At 68.7% G+C, this 19,252-nt stretch carries 16 protein-coding genes and 1 pseudogene; 3 read left to right on the top strand and 14 right to left on the bottom strand.

The features are described from left to right. The 12 genes from AC1DQP_RS01425 to AC1DQP_RS01480 all read right to left on the bottom strand — a co-directional run. Window positions 1-667 (bottom strand): TadG family pilus assembly protein (locus tag AC1DQP_RS01425; RefSeq protein WP_478050982.1); only part of this gene is annotated, 667 nt, incomplete at its 3' end. Between the two features lie 4 nt (window positions 668-671). Further along, entirely contained in the window at window positions 672-1,106 is a 435-nt protein-coding gene (locus tag AC1DQP_RS01430; protein WP_256774208.1) for a DUF3613 domain-containing protein, read from the bottom strand. Further along, complete coding sequence (locus tag AC1DQP_RS01435) at window positions 1,103-1,960, bottom strand: tetratricopeptide repeat protein (protein ID WP_457319125.1); 858 nt, start codon at window positions 1,958-1,960, stop codon at window positions 1,103-1,105. The genes AC1DQP_RS01430 and AC1DQP_RS01435 overlap by 4 nt, the downstream gene beginning before the upstream one ends. A gap of 5 nt (window positions 1,961-1,965) precedes the next feature. After that, complete coding sequence (locus AC1DQP_RS01440) at window positions 1,966-2,925, bottom strand: type II secretion system F family protein (RefSeq protein ID WP_457319126.1); 960 nt, start codon at window positions 2,923-2,925, stop codon at window positions 1,966-1,968. Beyond that, window positions 2,922-3,872, bottom strand: a complete 951-nt coding sequence (locus AC1DQP_RS01445) for a type II secretion system F family protein (RefSeq protein WP_457319127.1) — start codon at window positions 3,870-3,872, stop codon at window positions 2,922-2,924. The genes AC1DQP_RS01440 and AC1DQP_RS01445 overlap by 4 nt, the downstream gene beginning before the upstream one ends. A gap of 2 nt (window positions 3,873-3,874) precedes the next feature. Further along, window positions 3,875-5,227, bottom strand: coding sequence for a TadA family conjugal transfer-associated ATPase (locus AC1DQP_RS01450; protein ID WP_256774212.1), 1,353 nt, complete (start codon window positions 5,225-5,227; stop codon window positions 3,875-3,877). Continuing rightward, window positions 5,212-6,498 (bottom strand): CpaE/TadZ family protein, encoded by a 1,287-nt coding sequence (locus tag AC1DQP_RS01455; protein ID WP_478050983.1) that lies wholly within the window; start codon window positions 6,496-6,498, stop codon window positions 5,212-5,214. The genes AC1DQP_RS01450 and AC1DQP_RS01455 overlap by 16 nt, the downstream gene beginning before the upstream one ends. A gap of 24 nt (window positions 6,499-6,522) precedes the next feature. Next, a complete protein-coding gene (locus AC1DQP_RS01460) occupies window positions 6,523-7,875 on the bottom strand; it encodes a type II and III secretion system protein family protein (protein ID WP_478050984.1) in 1,353 nt (450 codons plus the stop codon). Window positions 7,876-7,893: 18 nt separating this feature from the next. Beyond that, window positions 7,894-8,928 carry a Flp pilus assembly protein CpaB gene (cpaB, locus tag AC1DQP_RS01465; protein ID WP_256774214.1) on the bottom strand — a complete coding sequence of 345 codons (1,035 nt, stop codon included), beginning with the start codon at window positions 8,926-8,928 and terminating at the stop codon, window positions 7,894-7,896. 28 nt (window positions 8,929-8,956) lie between these two features. Beyond that, entirely contained in the window at window positions 8,957-9,445 is a 489-nt protein-coding gene (locus tag AC1DQP_RS01470; RefSeq protein WP_478050985.1) for a TadE/TadG family type IV pilus assembly protein, read from the bottom strand. Continuing rightward, complete coding sequence (locus tag AC1DQP_RS01475) at window positions 9,442-9,987, bottom strand: A24 family peptidase (RefSeq protein WP_256774216.1); 546 nt, start codon at window positions 9,985-9,987, stop codon at window positions 9,442-9,444. The genes AC1DQP_RS01470 and AC1DQP_RS01475 overlap by 4 nt, the downstream gene beginning before the upstream one ends. A 110-nt stretch (window positions 9,988-10,097) precedes the next feature. Continuing rightward, the gene (locus AC1DQP_RS01480; protein WP_256774217.1) at window positions 10,098-10,298 is read right to left on the bottom strand and encodes a Flp family type IVb pilin; all 201 of its coding nucleotides are present in this window, start codon (window positions 10,296-10,298) and stop codon (window positions 10,098-10,100) included. A gap of 786 nt (window positions 10,299-11,084) precedes the next feature. Between AC1DQP_RS01480 and AC1DQP_RS01485 the strand changes: the two genes are divergently transcribed. The 3 genes and pseudogenes from AC1DQP_RS01485 to AC1DQP_RS01495 all read left to right on the top strand — a co-directional run bounded on the left by AC1DQP_RS01485 (window position 11,085) and on the right by AC1DQP_RS01495 (window position 17,841). Then, the gene (locus AC1DQP_RS01485) at window positions 11,085-12,074 is read left to right on the top strand and encodes a helix-turn-helix domain-containing protein (protein WP_256774218.1); all 990 of its coding nucleotides are present in this window, start codon (window positions 11,085-11,087) and stop codon (window positions 12,072-12,074) included. Window positions 12,075-12,300: 226 nt separating this feature from the next. Beyond that, window positions 12,301-16,884 carry a YadA-like family protein gene (locus tag AC1DQP_RS01490; RefSeq protein WP_478050986.1) on the top strand — a complete coding sequence of 1,528 codons (4,584 nt, stop codon included), beginning with the start codon at window positions 12,301-12,303 and terminating at the stop codon, window positions 16,882-16,884. Window positions 16,885-16,980: 96 nt separating this feature from the next. Further along, window positions 16,981-17,841 (top strand): annotated as a pseudogene (locus tag AC1DQP_RS01495) (outer membrane protein assembly factor BamE). Window positions 17,842-18,037: 196 nt separating this feature from the next. Here the strand turns inward: AC1DQP_RS01495 and AC1DQP_RS01500 are convergent. Further along, window positions 18,038-18,553, bottom strand: a complete 516-nt coding sequence (locus AC1DQP_RS01500) for a fasciclin domain-containing protein (RefSeq protein WP_457320082.1) — start codon at window positions 18,551-18,553, stop codon at window positions 18,038-18,040. 196 nt (window positions 18,554-18,749) lie between these two features. Continuing rightward, window positions 18,750-19,145 carry an OsmC family protein gene (locus AC1DQP_RS01505; RefSeq protein ID WP_457320076.1) on the bottom strand — a complete coding sequence of 132 codons (396 nt, stop codon included), beginning with the start codon at window positions 19,143-19,145 and terminating at the stop codon, window positions 18,750-18,752. Window positions 19,146-19,252: the final 107 nt, after the last annotated feature.

Genomic DNA, 19,252 nt, shown 5'->3' on the forward strand with positions numbered 1-19,252 from the left:
GCGATACCTTGTGCGCGGCCAGCAGGGCGTTGAAGTCGCCGATGCTGATGTTGGCATCCACTGGAATGCCCAGTGCATTGAGCAGGCCGCCGGGGGTGATCCTGGCCTGGGCCAGGCCGTCGTAACCGAGCAGGGTGGTCTGGTCCAGATCGACGCCGACCAGTTTCAGGACGCCGCCCAGCGGGGTGTTGCCGTTGGCCCGCAGCAGCTGCGAGCCGACGCTGAACACCGCCAGCGGTGGCGCCCGCGTGGCGACCGCCTGCGCGCGCACCTGCGGCAATCCGCCGGTCTGGCCGAAGAACGGCAGCACCGGGCGTTCGGCACTGACCTTGACCGCGTTGACGGGCGCGCTGGCGGCGCTGTCGACGAAGTGGTCGGCGGTGGTGTGGGTGGGATTCCAGTCGCCGCAGCGCACGTTGAGCGTGCCGGGGAAGCGGTTGGCCTGCACGGCGTTGCTGCGCGCGGCGCTGTTGTCGGCGCGGTCGGCGCTGCACAGGTCCAGCCGCTGCGCGCCGGCCAGCGCGGAGAGGTCGGCGATTTTCTGCACATCGCGCTTGGCCCAGTACAGATAGCCGATTTCGACCAGGCCCAGCATCGTCACCAGGCCGAGCATCACCAGCATCATCGTCACCGACATGCCACCGCGCTGACGGGCGTGGGTATTCATGGGGTCACTCTCCGTTGCCGTCACCAGTGACCTGTTTGCGCACGCTGGTGTCGAGGAACTCCGGGATGGGGTGGGTGAAGCTCTGCAGGTAGCGTGCGTAGCTGAGCGAGGCCTGGTCGCCGAGCATCGGCAGGTGCGCGCCGGCATGGCTGCCACGCGCCTGCAGCTGCAGCAGCGCACGGGTGGTGTCGCCGATCTGCGGTCGATCCGGTATCGGCAGTGGCAGCGGGTCGGTCGGGGGCAGGGGCGGCAGCAGCGGTTCGTACGGGGGCGGTACCGGTGGTGCGGGCGGTGTCGCGGCCATCTCCGTGCGAGGCGGAGCGGTATCGCCCAGCATCTGACCGGTCAGCGGGCGTTGCTGGGCGCCGGCCACGGTACAGGCGAGCAGGCACGTAGCGGCCAGGGCGATACGCAGCGCAGGGGGAGCGAAGGCGGTCATGGCGTGCTCTCGGTGGCGAGGTCGATGCCGCCGAAGCGTTCCAGCATCGACGGGGCAAGGCGGGCATCGGCGCGTGGCGTGCGCGGTGCACCGGCGGCAACCGGTGTGCGCGTGCGCGGCACCTCGGCGATCGTGACCGGTGTTGCGGTGGCAGGCGGCGCACTGGCGATGGGTGCCATCCGCAACTGCTGGGCCAGACGCTGCACTTCGTCGCGTGCGCCCTGCGGCAGGGCAGCGCTGCGCATGATCTGCTCGGCCATCGCAGTGTCGTTGCGCAGCAGTGCCCATACCGCCAGGTTGGCGTTTGCTTTTACATTGCCCGGGGCCAGCTCGGCCGCCTTGGCCAGGGGCTCGCGCGCCTGCCCGAGCTGCCCGGCGCGCAGCCGTGCAAAGCCGAGGTCACCGAGGTAGTCGGTGTTGAGCGGTTGCAATTGCACGGCACGCGCCAGGCTTGTTTCGGCCTGGGCAGCATCACCGGCCCGTGCGGCGATCAGGCCCAGGCCGTGCCAGGCGGCGGCCCCCTGGGGACCATTGGTTAGGCTGGTATAGATGGCCCGTGCGGCCTCCACCTGCTGGGTTTCACGCAGGCCATCGGCCTGCAGCAGGCGCAATGCAGGCGTGTCGCCATAGCGTTGGCGGTAGGCGTCCACGTGCGCCAGCGAGGCGAAGTAGGCGCCCTGGCGCTGCATCTGGCCGATCAGGTCCAGGTACATGCGCTTGTCGTCCTGCGGGGGCGATTCCAGCGGTGCCAGACTGAGCGGATCGGGACGGTAGGCGTTGTGCGCCGAGCCGCAGGCGGTGCATGCAGCCAGCGTGATGAGCAGCAACCAGCAGTGACGCGGTTGGATCGGCATGGTCTTCATCCCAGACGGTTCACGGCATTGGCCAGGGCGATGATCGCCGGGCCGGACAACACCAGCATCAGTGCCGGCAGCAGGGTCAGCATCATCACCACGGTCATCTTGACCGAGAGCTTGCCGACCTTTTCCTTGAGCGTTGAACGGCGCTGTTCGCGCAGGCGCACGCTGAACTGGCGCAGCGGCTCCTGCACCGCGCCGCCGTGTTCGTGCACCTGCAGCATCAGCTGCACCAGGCTGCGCAGGTCTTCGTCATCAAACGACTCGGCCAGCCGCCGCAGCGATTGCTGACGTGTGCGCCCGTGCATGTAGGCGATATTGGCCTGGTGGATTTCGCGGCCGAGCACCGGGATGGCGCTGCGCAGTTTGTCGCCGAGGGTCTGCAGACTCTGGTCCATGCTGAAACCCACGCCCTGCAGCAGGCGCAGCAGGTCGATCAGCAACGGCAGCTCGGCCGACACGCGCTTGCGCAGGCGCGTGGCCCAGGCACGCAGCGCGAACTTGGGCAGCAGTACGCCGACTCCCAGCGCCACGATCATCACCACGATCCGGCTGAGGCCGTCGCCGCTGTAGAAGGCCATGGCCAGCAGCAGGCACAGCACGGCCAGCAGCAGGCGCAGCGCCAGGAAGGTGGCCGTGCCGGCGCGGGTATGCCAGCCGGCCTGGTCGAGCAGCAGGCGATCTTCCGGGGCCAGCAGGGCCGCTTCGAGGCGGCCACCGTTGAAGCGCTCGCCCAGCGTGGCCAGCCACGCCCAGCCGCGCGGACCGGTCTCCGGCGCGGGCGCCGCTGTGGTCGGGCTGGCGGGTTCACGCGGGCCGGCGTCGCGGTTGCGCAGTGCGCTCTGCAGCGTGGCGGCCGTGCGGTTCTGCTGGCCCGTGAGCCACAGCCCGGCCACGCCCAGCAGGCCCAGCCCGAGGGCGAGCAGCAGCAACGCGGCGATCAGCAAGGTGCCGGCGCTCATAGCGAACGGGCCAGGCGATACAGCAGGAAGCCGCCGATCAGTTCGAGCAGCAGGGCCGCACCGAGAATGCGGTGGCCCAGCGGCACCTGCAGCATCGGCTCGAAAAAGTCCGGACTGACAATGGCCATCAGCAGCGCCGACAGCGGCGGCAGCAGGCCGAGCACCCAGGCCGACATGCGCGTTTCGGACGTGGTGGCCATCAGCTCCTGGCGGGCCTGGTCCAGGTCGCGCATGAAGTCGCTCATGCGCTGCAGGATCTGGTCCGAGCGCCCGCCGATGCGGATGCTCACCCCGAGCACCACGGCGAGTACGTCCAGCACGTCCAGCCGGTAGGGCTGCGCGGCCTGGCTGAGGGCGCGGTCCAGGTCCAGGCCACTGCGGGTGCCGGACAGGGTGTCATCGAGCAGACCGCGCAGCGGCATCGGCACCTGCTGGCTGGCGGTCTGGAAGGACATCTGCAGGCTGTTGCCGAGCCCGGTCAGGCGCACCAGGTTGTCGAGGAAGTCCGGCAGCTGTCGCAGCAGGCGGCGTTGYAGGCCGAGGATGCGGCGCGACACCCACAGCCCCAGCAGCAGCGCATACAGGCCGAAGGCGATCGGCCACATCCAGGCGGTGCCGATGCGTGCTGCCGCCAACCAGGCCAGCGCGATGCCACCCAGCAGCCAGAGGATCGGCAGGCGCCAGCCCGGCCGCAGCCCGGCACGTTGCAGCAGCGCATCCCACGGCAGCGCGTCGGGTCGCGCGGTTACGGTCGGCAACGGCGCTGGGTTGGCCGGTCGCGTCGGCATGCCGGCCAGTACCGGCGTGGCCGGGTTGGCGGCCAGGCGCTGTTCGGTGTGCTGCAGCGAGGCGCGCTGGCGTTCGCGGCGGCCCGCGCCCCACCACAGCTCGACGGCTACCGCCACCAGCACCAGCGCCGCACTGCACAGCAGCAGCACCGTGACCATGCTCAGTAAGCTCCGTCCAGTGCTTCGCGCAACTGGCGCCGGAACGGCTCGAGCTTGTGCGAATGCGGATGGAAGCCCAGCCCGACCCAGCGGTCGTGTTCCTTGCCGTCGGCGTCGAGCTGGATTTCGTGGCGGAACATTTCCTGGGTGCTGATCAGGTTGTCGCTGACGCCGGTGATTTCCGTGATCGACACCAGCACGCGTCTACCGCTGCCGAGGCGGGAGATCTGCACGATGAAATCGATGGCGCTGGCAATCTGCCGGCGCAGGCTGTCCTCGCTGCCCTGGAAACCGGCGAAGCCGGCCAGCATCTCGATGCGGTACAGGCAGTCGCGCGGGGAGTTGGCGTGGATGGTGGCCATCGAACCGTCGTGGCCGGTGTTCATCGCCTGCAGCATTTCCAGCACTTCGGCCCCACGCACTTCGCCGACCACGATCCGGTCCGGGCGCATGCGCAGGCTGTTGCGGACCAGGTCGCGGATGCTCACCGCCCCCTGGCCATCGGCACCGCCGATACGGCTTTCCAGGCGCACCACGTGCGGGTGGTTGAGCGAGAGTTCGGCGGTGTCCTCGACGGTGATTACGCGCTCGTCGCCCGGTACGTAGCTGGCCAATGCGTTGAGCAGCGAGGTCTTGCCCGAACTGGTGCCGCCGGAGACCAGGATGTTGCAGCGGCCCAGCACCATCGCGTGCAGCAGCGCCTGCATCGGGCGGTCGAAGGTGCCCATGCGCAGCAGTTCGTCGGGAGTGAACGGATCCTTGCGGAACTTGCGGATGGACACCATCGGGCCATCCACCGCGAGCGGGGAGATGATCGCGTTGAGGCGGCCGCCGTTGGGCAGGCGCGCATCGACCATCGGGTTGGATTCGTCCAGCCGCCGCCCCAGCGGGGCGAGGATGCGGCGCAGGATGCGCAGCAGGTGGCTGTCATCGCTGAAGCGCTGGGTGGCGCGTACCAGGCGCCCGCCCTGGGAGACATGGATGTCCTTGTAGCCGTTGATCAGGATGTCTTCGATGCTCGGGTCATGCAGCAGGTCGTCGAGCGGACCGAAGCCGGTCAATTCCTTGACCAGTGCGCCGGCCACCACCTCCATCTCGGCCTCGTTGACCGGGATGCGCCACTCCTGCACGAAGATCGCGGTCTGGGTGTGCACGTAGCGCGCCACGGTGTCCGGGGCCCACGCATCGATGTCGATGCGCTCGTCCTCGATGCTGTTGAGCAGGTGCTCATGCGCGGCGACGAGCACTTTCTGGTACTCGTCGGACTGCGCGAACGGGGGCGGCGCCGTGTCCACCGGGGCGATGGCCTCGGCGCGCGCATGCAGGGGGGCGAACGGGGTCACTTTGTCTTCCATGGGAGACCACTCAGGCGGAGGACGAGTTTTTCCCGCCACCCGCGCGGCAGGGCGTCGGCAACGGCCGGGTCCAGTCGCGCCAGCAGGGGGGTGAGGGCACGCAGGTAAGGATCGCGCGGCGCATCCTGAAGGAGCAGGTGGCCGTGGTTGGCGCTGCTGCGCAGGCGGTGGCAGTCGGGCAGGGTGGCCAGCAGCGGCACGCCGAAGCGTTCTGCGATCTGCGCCGGTGCCAGCCCGCCGGCTTCGTCGTGGCGGTTGATCACCAGGTGCAGGCGACCATCGCGCGCGCCCAGCGCTTCGAGCTGCTTGAGCGCCAGGTCCAGCGACACCAGTGTGCCGATCGCCTGGTCGGCGACGAGCCAGATGTCATCGGCGCTGTTGAGCAGCGAGCGCGGGATCTGTCGCACGGGTGCGCCGCCAAGATCGCACAGCACCGTGTCGAACACGCCGCGCAGGCGCTGCACCAGCACGGCGGGATCGGCGATGGGGCCGGTATCGCTGCCGGCCGGTTGACCGAGCAACGCCAGCCCACCCGGATGTCGGGTCATCGCGGTGCGGGCGAGGGTGGCGTCGATGCGGTTGGCGTTGCGCAGCGCATCGTCGTAATGGAACTGGCTGTCCAGATTGAGGTACAGCGCCGCGTCGCCCGCCGGCTGGCCCAGGTCGAGCAGCAGCAGGCTGTTGTCGTGCTGCGACGGATCGGGGTCGGTACTGGACGTGGCGCCGGGATGGCCGAGCTGTTGCGCCAGCACGCCCACATGGGCGGCCAGGGTGCTGCTGCCCACGCCGGCGCGTACACCCAGCACCAGCACCAGCCGCGCCTTGTGCGCCGGTTCGGGCGCCACGCTGCGGACCGGCGCGCTGCCGCCGGCGCGGCGCAAGACGGCATCGATGTCGGCGGTGGACGCCTCCAGGTCGAGGATGTCGCGCACGCCTGCGCGCAGCGCGGCCACTACGCCATCCAGCTGGTCCGGGGCGGTGGAGCCAACCGCCACCAGTGACAGATCGGGCAGCGTGCGTTGCAGATGCCGGGTCAGATCGGTGGTTGCGGCCGCCTGTTCGCGGCGGAAATCCAGCAGCACGATGCAGGTGCCGTTGCGCCGATACACATCCAGCGCGAGCGTCGAGCCGCGGCTGTCTTCCCACTCCACGCGGGTGCCGACCGGCAGCTTGGCGCCGAGCGCTGCCAGCAGGTCACGGTTGGGGGCGACCAGCACCAGGGTCATCGGCGGCGCCATCGGGTGCAACAGCGGGATCGAGGCGGAGGACATGCGGGGCGGGCTCCTGGCATCGGCTCAGCGCGAGAAGCCGGGCAGCTGGTCGGACGAGGCCGGGCTGAGCAGCCAGGCACCCCACACCGGCAGGTTCGGCTTGGCTTCGCGGTCCCCCGGCAGCGGTACCACGGTGTCGCGGGCCAGCGGTTGCACCAGGCGCGGGGTGACGATGATCACCAGTTCCTTCTCCTCGCGTTTGTAGCTCAGGCTGCGGAAGAACGCGCCGATGATCGGCAGGTCGCCCAGCAGCGGAATCTTGTCGACGTTGGAGCTGACGGTGTTGCTGACCAGTCCACCGATCACGAAGGTCTCACCATCGCCCAGTTCCACGGTGGTGTCGGCGCGACGGGTGGTGATGGAGGGGATCTGCACACCGTTGTAGGAGACACCCGCAGCGTAATTGAGGTCGCTGGCTTCCGGGGCGACCTTCAGCGCGATCCGGTTCGGACCGAGCACGGTCGGGGTGACGGTCAGGCCGATGCCGAACGGCCTGAAGGTGACGGTGGTGGTGCCCAGACCCTGGGGTTCCAGGATCGGCAGCTCGCCACCGGCCAGGAAGCTGGCGCTCTGACCGGACAGGGCGACCAAGGTGGGTTCGGCCAGCACGCGCGCCATGCCGTTGCTCTGCAGCAGGTCGATGTTGGCATCCCAGCCATGGGTGAGCGACTTGAACACCAGCCCGAACGCAGAGGACAGCGGGTTGTTGACCACCGGCACGTCGGGGTCGGTGCCGACCGGGGCGACGCCGGGCAGGGTGCCGCCGGGCCGGGTGATGCCATAGAAGAAGCCATTGTTGCGGTTGGCAAAGCTCATCCCGATCTGCCGCAGCACCGACTTGTTGAACTCCACCACCTTGACCTCCACCTGGACCACACCGCCACTGGCAATCGTGGACGCATCGGCGAGCTGGCCGTCCTTGCCCAACGCCATGCTGGCGGCCTTGCGGGTCTGCTCATGGTCCAGCAGGTCTGCCGCACTCCCTTGCAGCAGACCCTGGCCATCCTGCAGCGTGAGCTGCAGGTCTTGCGACGGCGGCAGCGCCCCCTGGACCGCGCTGCGCACATCGATCTGCATCCGTTGCGGCTCGCTCTGCTGGCGGCGCCACACCAGCAGGGTGGTGGTGCCTGGCGCCTTGCCCACCAGCAGCGCCTGGCGCTTGCCGCTCAGCATCACCACGTCGGCCACGCTGGGATCGGCGATGGCCACCCGCTCCAGATCGGCCGGCAGCGTCCACGGCCGTTGCTCGCGCGTCTGCAGGACCACATCGGCGTTGGCCATGCCCAGCACCGGGCAGGTGCCCAGCAGCAGCGCCAGCAGCAGGCGCGCCGGCCAATGACGTGAGGTGCGGTACAGACGGGCATTGCAGGGCGTCATGGAGTCTCTCGGTCGGGCTCAGGGCGAGCGGCTGTGGGAGGAAACATCGCCGCGGATGATTTCGACACCGCGATCCAGGCGCGGGGTGGCCCGCGGTGCGCTGGCACGGACCGGCATCGGCGCGCGCGCGGCGTGCGTCGCGCGGCCGGCCAACGCGTCGCTGTCGATGCCGGCGTAGGCATCGTTCTCCGGCGACTGCAGCGCCAGGCGTTGTTCCGGGCTGAGCTCGCGTCGCGCGTCGAGTACGCCGCCGGGCTGGGCGAACAGGCTCTGGTCGGGCTGGCCGACATCGGCCGGATTGCGCAGTGCCAGGAACAACCGGCCCTGCTGCGCACCCAGCAACAGGCGGTTGGCCTCGGCCACCGGCACGGCCAGCACCGCGCTGCGGATGGGCGCGTTGGTGCTGTTGCCGCTGTTGCTGCCACTGGACGCGGACGCTCCCTGGATGTCCTGTGCGCGGCTGTCGTTGGCGCCCGGTGCGGCGTCGTTGGCCGCGGTGCTGGGCTGGCCAGGCGCGCTGTCGGCGGCGCCGTAGCTGAGCACGCGCAGCCGCGACAGCAGCAGCCGTGCCTGCGCCTGGCCGTCGGTGTTCATGCCCGGCGGCGCGCGCAGGTTGAGGAACACATCGACATAGTCACCGGGCAGGATGCGGTTGCCGGCGGCGACCAGTTCGTCCACCGGCACCGCCAGCGCGCGCTCACCCGGATTGAGCCGGAGGGCATAACCCTGCGCCATCAGCGCGCTGTTCAAGGCGGTGCCGGCGGCGATATCACGCACCGGCACCGCGCCGGAGGCGTCGGCGATGTTTGCGTAGCCACCGACCGGTGCCTGCGGGGCCGCGCCGATGCGCAGGTCCGATGCGGCGATCGGGCGGCCGGCGGGCAGGCGGGTAGCGGCTTCCACCACCGGCCAGTGCTGCGGCTGGCCATCCACCTGGGGCGCTGGCGCGGCCACGCTCTGCGCCGGACGCCGGCTGACCAGAAACGCCACCAGCGCCAGCACCAGCGCCAGCGCGATCAATGCGACAGCGGCGATGCGGGTCAACTTGAGCATGCAGACTCCGGGCAAGGGGCGCGTCGCATCACGGCGTGCCCAGGTCGAGCTGGGCCACCGCAGTACTGCGGATCGGCTGGGTGATCAGCCAGCCGTAGACGCGGCCGGTGCCGGGCAGGAAGGGTTTGCTGCTGTAGTCGTAGCTCACCGACACCTGGATACACTGCGCACTGGCCAGCCCTGCGCAGGGCGCCGGTGCGGAGACCACGATCGGCGGCGCGCCGGCGGTACTGCAGTTGGCCGGTTGGCCGGCGAAATTCAACAGCCACTGCAYCGAGCGCTGTGCGGCCTGACAGGCGGCGACCCGGCGCTCGCTGGTGCTGGCATAGCGCAGCGAGGCGCGCGCGCCTTCGGCCGAGGCCAGGGCCAGGGTCTGCTGGGCGGCCATGATCATCACCCCGGTGTAGGTGAGCATCAGCAACGGCACCAGGCCCAGGATCAGCATGAAGGCGAATTCGATGGTGACCACGCCGCGCTGTCGCGCGCGGTCGGTGCGATGGAGGGTATGGCGGCTCATGGGCCTGCTCCGTAGGTGCTCCAGGCGATGAAGCCCAGCGTGGTGAAGGCAAGGTAGGCCGCGTACGGAATGCCGACCCGGCCCTGTCGCGAGGCGTGGATGCGGCGAGCCGTCGGGCGCGCCTGCCAGTGCTGCTGTGCGCGTGCATGCAGCCATTGCGCACGCAACGGCAGCGTGGCGCGCAGGCCGGGCGCGAGGAGCACGCACAACGCATGCGCACCGGCCATCAGGCTGCTGATCACCCAGATCGGCAGCAGCGCCGGGGCGCCCAGCAGCAGGCCAAGTACGGCGAAGTACTTCACGTCGCCGGCGCCCATCCAGCCCAGCAGGTAGAACGGCAGCAGCGCTGCCAGACCCACCACCAGGCCGGCCAGATGCGTGCCTGGGAACGTGCCCGCGCCGCTGCCCCATGTCCACAGCAGCCATCCCAGTGCGGTCGCGCCGACGCACGACAGCCAGCGGTTGGACACGCGCCGCGCATACAGGTCGCTGATCGCGACCTGTGCACTCAGCAGCAGGGCCAGGACGGGCAGCAGTGACATCCGATGGGTCCTCCGTGATAGCGCATCGAACCGGGGAACAGCGGTAAACCGTTGGCATCGCCGCAGGCGCACAGCCTGCAGTCGCAGTGCTTGCGGGAGCGCGGCGCCGATCAGCCGGTCGACGGGGCGCTGCCACCGCCGGCGCTTTCAACCAGTGTTTTGAGCTTGGCGAACAGCGAGGTGAACATATCGCTGAGGCCGGTCTTCGCGGCGACCACCAGGACGCCGGCGATCACGGCGGCGAGGATGCCGTATTCGAGCGCGGTGACGCCGTCTTCTTCGGCGAGGAAACTGCGGATGGAGGCTTTCATGACGGTCTACTCCCTGTTCCGGTCAATCAATGGGACTGCCTGCGTATGGATGGGGGATCTCCGGCTCCGCCGGATCCATCCTGTGGCCTGCGCGCTCCGTGCGCAGGAAGCGGCCGCGCCTGCGGCCGCAGGCCTACTTGGGCATTGCCAGGCAGGCCATGTGCGGGAAGGGCGGAGCAGGCAGCGTCGCACCGCGCGGCGTCTTCGCCAGCGCATGTTGATTTGGGAACAGCGTCACATCCCTGAGCGTCTGCATTGCTTCCCCCTGTCGTGCATACCCGGTTTCCGCCATGGAACTGCCGGGATGCGTGCCTGCCGGAAAGTCCGGCGCGATCAACAGTATTCAATTCAATCATAGGCAGCGATGCGTTCGACTTTAACCGCTGCGGCTCGCCCTTTATCCATGCGTGGGCGTTGACCAACATTTAATGTTTATAAAGTGAAAGAGGTGTGTTTATAGCGTGATGAGGGGGTGATGAGGGATTTCTGGCGCGTAGTTTAGACCGTTCCAAGCTGTTTCAAGGCGTTTTCTTCACGCGCAGAGCCCGCTGCGGCGGTGGGTTTACCTTCCGGCGAGTTCATGCATACTTGCCGAAAATGCGCATCGATAATCGGGCGTCGACCCGCGCGCAATATGCAGGAAGGACATTTCATTGTTTCCCGTTGCCGCGCTGGCGGCCGGTGGCGGGTTTATGCAGGGCATTGGCCGAGGACATTCAGGACGAAACGGGCGCAGCCGGTTTGACCGGCGTCGCGCGCATCCAGGCGCAAGGGGGCATCACTGTCATGGTAGATGGTGTAGTGGACGACAACGGCGACGGCGCGCTCAGGCCTTATGACCTGGCCACGCTGAGCGGCGTGCTGCGCGTCTGCGACCTGGAGATGGTCCTGCTGGACGGCAACGGTCCGCGCGCGAGCCTGCATTCGCGCGTGCACGACGAGGCCCTGTTCTGCACCGCGCAGTGCGGCTTCCATTTCCGTGGGCGCTTCATGCTGCCGCAGGACTGGTGCCTGCTGGGCTTCATCCACGCCACCGAGGAAGGTCAAAGCTGGTGCCACGGCATCCCACTCAGTGCTGGCATGGCCGTCACCGTGCTGCCGGAGGGCATCAGCGAGTTCACGCTTAGCGCGGGTACGCATCTGAGCCTGCTGCTGGCGCCGATGCAGCGCGTGCAGCGCAAGCTGACCGAACTCAGCCTGCGCAACACGTTGCCGTCGGGGCAGGCGCTGTCGCTGTTCAACGTGGATTGCGCACCTGGCGGGTCGGCGCTGCCGCAGCGCTATGCCGACCTGCACGAACACCTGGCCCAACCGGGCGGGCTGCTGCCTGCCGATGCGGTGGAATCGGTGTTGCACGCGCACATCCATGCACTGCTGGGCGCCGGCAGCGAGGACCGGCCATCCAATACGCGCGCCCGCCGTGCGCATTACCTGATCGCGCAGCGCGCCGAGAATTTCATGCGGCTCAACCTGCGTCGCTATATCTACATGCATGAAATCTGCGACGCCGCAGGCGTCAGTGAGCGCGCCCTGCGCTACGCTTTCGAGGACTTGTTCGGCACCTCGCCAAACCGCTATCTGTCGATGCTGCGCCTGTGCGCGGCCTGCCGTGGGTTGTCGATGGCAGACTCGAGCCGCAAGTCGGTCAAGGCGGTGGCGCTCAGCTGTGGCCTGTGGGATCTGTCGCGGTTTGCCGACAACTATCGGCGCGTGTTCGGCGAGCTGCCGCGCGACACGCTGATGCGTGCGCCGGCCCAGATCGGTAGCCCCGCCTGATCGTTTCACCCCTTTGCCTGCGCTGCCGCCGCCCGCCATGCACGTTTCCGGCAATCTGCCGGAATTGCGCATGCCGCTGCCGGTTATCGTTCTTGTCTTGCCGGAACGCACGCATGTGCTGCCGGAATGAAGTGCCCCGCCGATGACGTGGCGACTGTAATGACATCCAAGTGCCGCAAGGCATGGCTGATGCAGTCCACATCGTCCGTACACGGGGGAATACCTGATGAACCGTATTTTTCGACTGGTCTGGAGCCACCGGCTGAATGCCCTGGTGGTCGTCTCCGAAGTGGCCACCTCACGCGGCAGCCTGGTGGCCGGCCCCGTCGTGGTGCATCTGAAGGTCCCGCTCTCCCTGCTGTCGATGGGCCTGGCACTGGCCCTGTGCAGCGGCACGGCACTGGCCAGTGAAAGCCAGACCCGCAGCGACCTGGATGCCCTGACGGCCAAATACGCGCCGCTGCCGGTCAAGGTGGATGCGGACACCGCGCTGGCAGCGGTGGTGCGTACCCGCGACAGCTCCCCCGCGCTCAGCGCCGATGCCAATGTCAATCTGAACCTGGGACTCGGCAAGGCCGCCGGTGGGGCGAACGCGTTGTTGGGTGTGCAGGTTGGCAGCAGCGTGCAGGCGGCACTGCCGCGGCAGGTCGCCGTGCCGGGCGCGACGGCGACCGCCGCGACCGCGCTGGGGGTTTCGGTCGGCGGCACGCCGGTCCTGAAGCTCGACAACGGCGTCCATGCGGCGGTGGCGGTGGCGCCGAAGCCGTCGGTGCAGGCCAAGTCGACACTGACCACGAGCGCTACCGTGGACACGCTGAAGCTGGAGGACGCAGCGAGCGCTGGTGCGGCCGCGACGGTCGACGCCGGCACGGGTCATGCGCTGGCCGCGCAGGTCGATGGCAAGGCGCACGTGGACACGAGCGTGGCGATCGGCGCCCGCGAAACCGTCAGCGCTGGCGTGGACGACGCGGTCAACGCGACCCTGGTGACCGGCGTTGCCGGTGGCGTGAAGGTGGATGCGCTGGCGCATGCGGTGGTCGATGCCGACCGCAACCAGAAACTGGTGGATGCCAACGCGGGCCTGATGCAGACCAGCGCGTTGACGCTGTCGCCGACCGCAGCCTCCGGCGGTCTCCTCGGCGGGGTGGGCGACCTGCTCGGCGGCGTCGGCAACACGGTGGGCAATGTCGTGGGCGGGGTCACCGACACGCTCGGCAACGTCGTCGGCGGTGTCAGCAATACCGTCGGCAATGTGGTCGGTGGCGTGGGCAACACGGTCGGCAACATCGTCGGCGGCGTAGGCGGGGTGATCTTCCCGGCGCCGACCTCGCTGCCGCCGGGGCATCCCAAGGCACCGGCACCGGCCGATCCCAATGCCGGGCTGATCATCGGCACCGGCGGCCTGGTGGGCTCGCTGTCCAAGCTGGTCGGCCCCACCGCGCAGGGCCTGCTTGGTGGCGATGGCTACGTGCGCAACGGCAACCTGGCCGTCAACAGCGCCAATGTCATGCAGACCTATTCGGTGACCAACGTACTGGGTCTGCCGGTGGTGAACCTGACCCCAGCCGGCACGCTGCTGAACGGGCTGGGCGGCGCCGCCACCGGTGGCAGCTCGCACCTGACCCTGATCGGCGGTGTCACCTCCGACAGCTACATCTACAACATCAACAACGGCAATCCCAACGGCCTGCTCGGCCTGTTGCTGCCCGACCAGGCGCCGGGCTGGTCCAACAAGTGCGTGGACCTGCTGGTGGCCAGCATCGATTGCTGGGCGGTCAACGCCGCGCAGGATTACCAGGTGCTGGTCGGCGACGGCGCTTATGCCAATGGCTCGCGCGAAGTGGTGATCGGTGCGAATGCGCGCCACGAGCTGGCGCAGGTGGATGCCAACGTGGCCTTCCCCGGGGCGGGGCAGAACGATCCGAACGACCCCACCGGCGTGCCCACCGCCGACTACGCCGCGCGTATGGGCCACTCGGTGGTGGTCGGCGACAGCGCCAAGGGCACGGCCAACGGTCAGGTGCTGCTGGGCGCGGAGGCGACCTCCACCCAGGCCAACAGCGTGGCACTGGGCTACCGCACGGTGGCCAACCGCGGCGCGCAGGCCAGTTACAGCGCGTATGGCCTGAACACGCCGCAGATCTCCGCRGGCGAAGTCTCGGTCGGTTTTGCCGGGGGCGAGCGCCAGATCACCAACGTGGCGGCCGGCAGCCTGGCCACCGACGCGGTCAACGTCGGCCAGTTGCAGGGTGCGATCAACCAGATCGATGCGCTGGACGGCTTCGCGGTGACCTACGACGACGACGGCGCCGGTGGCGCCAACTACCGCCGCATCACGCTCGGCGGCGGCACCGGGACCACCACGCTGGGCAACCTGGCCCCGGGCGCGATCGGGGTGGCCAGTACCGAAGCGGTCAACGGCGCGCAGCTGTTCTCCAGCAACCAGGCGATCGTCGACTACTTCGGCGGGCTGACCGCGTTCGACCCGGCCACCGGCGCCTGGACCGCGCCGAGCTTTGCGATCACCACCGTGTCCAACGGCGGCGCGATCGCCCAGGGCGTGTACGACAACGCCACCGACGCGTTCTCGGCGGTGGACGGTTCGCTGGTCAACCTCAACAGCCAGATCACCGATATCCGCAACGGGGTCGGCAGCAAGTACCTCAAGGTCAATTCGATCGGGCTGGCCGCAGCTGCGGCCGGGCTGGACAGCATCGCGGTGGGGACGGGCGCCTCGGCGACGGCCGCCAACGCCATCGCCGTCGGTGCCGGTGCCGTGGCCGACCGCGTCGGTACGGTGTCCGTGGGCGCGGTGGGCAGTGAGCGCCAGGTGGTGAATGTCGCCGCCGGTACGCTGGCCACCGACGCGGCCAACATGGGCCAGTTGCAGGCATCCGAGCAGGGCGCACTGCGCTATGACGAAAACCCCGACGGCAGCGTCAATTACGCCAGTGCCACGCTCGGCAATGGCACCGGCACCACCCGTCTGGGCAATCTCAGCGCCGGTGCGGTGACTGCAGTAAGCACCGAGGCCATCAACGGCGCGCAGCTGTTCAATGCCAGCCAGGCGTTGGCCACGCATCTGGGCGGCGGCGCGGCGGTGGACGTCAACGGCGTGCTCAGCGCGCCCACCTACACGATCAACGCGGTGTCCAGCACGGGCCAGGTGACGGCGGGTGACTATAGCGATGTGGGTACGGCCTTCGACGCGGTCAGCCAGTCGCTGGCCAATGTCGCCGACCAGACCGACGCGGTGGACAAGCTGGCGGTGAAATACGACGTCGATGGCGCCGGCAACGCCACCGACACGGTCACCCTGACCGGCACCGGCGGCGGTGCGGCGGTGGCGCTGACCAACCTGGCCGACGGCAACGTGCTGGCCGGCAGCCGCGATGCGGTGACCGGCAACCAGCTGTTCCAGACCAACAACGCGATCATCGGCTACTTCGGCRGCACCACCAGCTTCGATCCCGCCACCAACCTGTGGACCGCGCCGACCTTCAGCATCTCCTCCATCGCCACCGATGGCAGCGTGCTGAGCAACGACTACAGCAACGTCACTGTTGCCTTTGCCGCCGTCGACGATTCGCTGGTCAGCCTCAACACCCGCATCAGCCAGATCCAGCCGGGCGCGGCCAACCCGTTCGTGCAGGTCAACTCGACCAAGACCGCTGCCAGCGCGACCGGCGCCAACAGCGTCGCCATCGGTCCGGTGGCCTCGGCCAGCGGCAGTGGCAGCACCGCCATCGGCGATGGCGCCAGCGCCAGTGCCGACAACAGCGTCGCGCTGGGCGCCGGCTCGATGGCCAGCGTGGGCGCGCAGAGCGGCTACACCGCTGCGTATGGCGCGGCCGGTGGCAGCAACTCGGCAGGTGAAGTGGCGGTGGGCAGCACCGGTGGCGAACGCAAGGTGACCCACGTGGCCGATGGCTCTGACCGCTACGACGCGGTCAACGTCGGCCAGCTGCAGAACGGCGTGACCTACGCCATCGACCAGTCCAAGGCCTACACCGACACGCAGATCAACAACATCAACAACGGCACCTCGGGCATGTTCCAGGTCAACAACAGCAACAACCTGGCCGCGCCGGCGGCGACCGGTGCCAACGCGGCCGCCGGTGGCGTCGGCTCGACCGCCGCCGGGGCCAACAGCACCGCATTGGGCAATGGTGCCAGCGCGCAGGCCAGCAACACGGTGGCGCTGGGCGCGGGATCGGTGGCCGATCGTGACAACACGGTCTCGGTCGGCAGCGCCGGTGCCGAGCGCCAGATCACCCACGTCGGCGATGGCAGCGCCGCCACCGACGCGGTCAACGTGCGCCAGCTGCAGGCCTCGCAGCAGGGCACGATCCGCTACGACACCACCGTCAACGGCGCCACCAACCTCAACAGCGTCACCCTGGGCAGCACCAGCACCGGGCCCACCACCGTGCGCAACGTCGCTGCCGGTACCGCCGGCACCGATGCGGTCAACGTGGACCAGCTGCGTGCGGGGATGAACCAGAGCCTGGACTGGTCCAAGGCCTATACCGACGAGCGCTTCGATTCGTTCGACCGCAACCTGCGCCGCACCGATGACCGTGCCTCGGCCGGCGTTGCCGCCGCGATGGCGGTGGCCGGGTTGCCGCAGCCCTATGAAGCCGGCCGCAGCATGGCCGCGGTCGCCGCCGGCAGCTACAACGGCGAATCGGGCGTGGCGGTGGGCATCTCGGGAGTGTCCGAAGGCGGTCGGTGGATCTACAAGGTGGCCGGTACCACCAACAGCCGCGGCGAAGGCGGTGTCTCGGTCGGCGCCGGCATCCAGTGGTGATGCCGGAATCGCGAGCACTCTGCAGTGATCGTTCCCGGTGACCGCCGTCGGCGGCGCCGGGGATTCCAGCGCGGCTCCGCGCACAAGGGGGAATCCATGTCCGCAGCATCCAACACCCATGACCCGGCGCCGTTGCTGCGGTCGCTGTGGTTGTGCCTGGCGGTGCTGCTGTTCAGCGCCTGCGCCAGCGGCGGCAAGCACAAGCAGGTGCTCAGCGCCGAGACGATGCCCGGCACGCAGGACGGCGAGGTGGCCTTCCCCGATCCGGGGCGCGCCACGCTCAAGGAAGGCCTATTTGTCGACCTGGACAACCTGCGCCTGTTCGCGCGCGGGATGAGCAAGCGCCAGCTCCACACGCTGTTGGGCACGCCGCATTTCGGCGAAGGAATGTGGGGCGTGCGCGAGTGGAACTATCTGTTCAACTTCCGCAGCACACCAGGTGGGGACTACTTCACCTGCCAGTTCCAGGTGCACTTCGACAGCAAGGGCATCGCCCAGGCCGGCTACTGGAAGCCGCAGGCCTGCGCGGCGCTGCTGCAACCGCCGGAACCCCCGCCGCCGCCGCGTCCGGCACCGATGTCGGCCGAGCCGGTGCGGCTATCGGCCGATGCGTTGTTCGGTTTTGATAGTGCGGTGCTGACCGATGTGGGTCGGCGTAGCGTGGAAGGATTGCTGCAGCAGGTGCGCAGCGCCAGCCAGACCCGGACCATCCAGGTGCTGGGCTACACCGATCGCATTGGCAGCGACAGCTAAAACCTGCTGCTGTCGCAACGGCGTGCAGATGCGGTTCGCGATGCGCTGGTGCAGGGCGGGGTGCCCGCTGCGGCGATCATTGCCGAAGGACGCGGCAAGTCCGACCCATTGGTGCAGTGCATGCAGGGCGACCGCCAGGCGGTGATCGCCTGCCTGGCACCGAATCGCCGTGTGGAAATTTCTGGTCTGGTGCAGCCCCGCTGAGCCGTTGCGCGGCCGGTGGCCGCGCGTCCTCCCCCCGTCTGGCTCCGGATGGATGCGGTTGGTCCGCATCGATCGGAGCGGCTTTTGACCTGGCTCGTCGCCCCCGCGGGATGTCTCCCCCGTCATCGCACTGGGGCGGCGGGCCAGGTCACCCTCTGGATGAACCTGCCCGAGCCCCCGTGCCGTTGCGTGACGGTTACGGCATCAGCACCTTGTCGATCACGTGGATCACGCCGTTGCTCTGACGCACATCGGCGATGGTGACGTGCGCGGTGTTGCCCTTGCTGTCGGTGACGGTGATGCCCTTGCCGACCTGGCGAGCGGTCAACGCTTCACCCTGCACGGTGGTCAACGACGCCTTGCCGCCGCCTTGCTTGATCTTGGCCAGAAGCGCGGTGCTGTCCACGTTGCCCGGCACGACGTGATAGGTGAGCACCTTGGTCAGGTCGGCCTTCATGTCCGGCTTGAGCAGGCCGTCGACGGTGCCCTTGGGCAGTGCGGCGAAGGCAGCGTTGGTCGGGGCGAACACGGTGAACGGGCCCGGGCCCTTCAGTGTTTCCACCAGTCCAGCGGCCTTCACTGCGGCGACCAGCGTGGTGTGGTCCTTGGAATTGACGGCGTTGTCGATGATGTCCTTGTTGGCGTACATCGCCGCACCACCGACCATCGGGTTGGCGGATTTGGTGGCCATCGTGGTAGCGGGCTTGGCCATCGGCGCCTGCGCGAACGCGAGCGGGGCGGTGGCGGTGGAAAGGCAGGCAAGCAGGAGCAGACCGGTGAACGAGGATTTCATGTGCTTCTTCCCGACAGTGGCGTCCAAGTGACGCATCGGTATCTACGCGGGGAGCGACGCACCGGATGCAGTGCCACGCACATTCTTTTTTGTGTGACGGGCAGGTGAGGGCGCTTCAGCCCTCACCACGTGCGCTGGTGATGGTGGCGCCTTCGCGCATCACCAGGGTCACCGGGGTCTTTTCGACCACCTCCAGCAGGCGCTGCCACTGCGCATCACTGAGTGTCGCGCTGGCATGCAGGATGCGATGCACCACCAGCTTGCCGGCCGCATCGCGCGCGGACGACAGCTCGGCGCGGAACTCGCCCAGCACCCAGCCTTTCTTTTCCGCATACATGCGCAGGGTGATCGCGGTGCACGCCGACAGCGCCGCCAGGTACAGATCGAATGGCGCCATGCCGGCGCCCTGGCCGCCGAGCGTGGCCGGCTCATCGGCGATCAGCTCATGGGCACCACTGTGGATGCGGTGGCGGTAGTTGCTGCCGTCGGTAACGATCTGGACCTGTGCCATGCGGGATGCCTGCCGGGAGCGGTGAGAGGCGCAGGATGGCATGAGCACGGCTCACGATGCCATCACGGCCCTGCTCGCATCGTCAGGCCGTTGCGACCGGTGTGAAC

Source organism: Stenotrophomonas sp. P5_A8 (assembly GCF_056400545.1).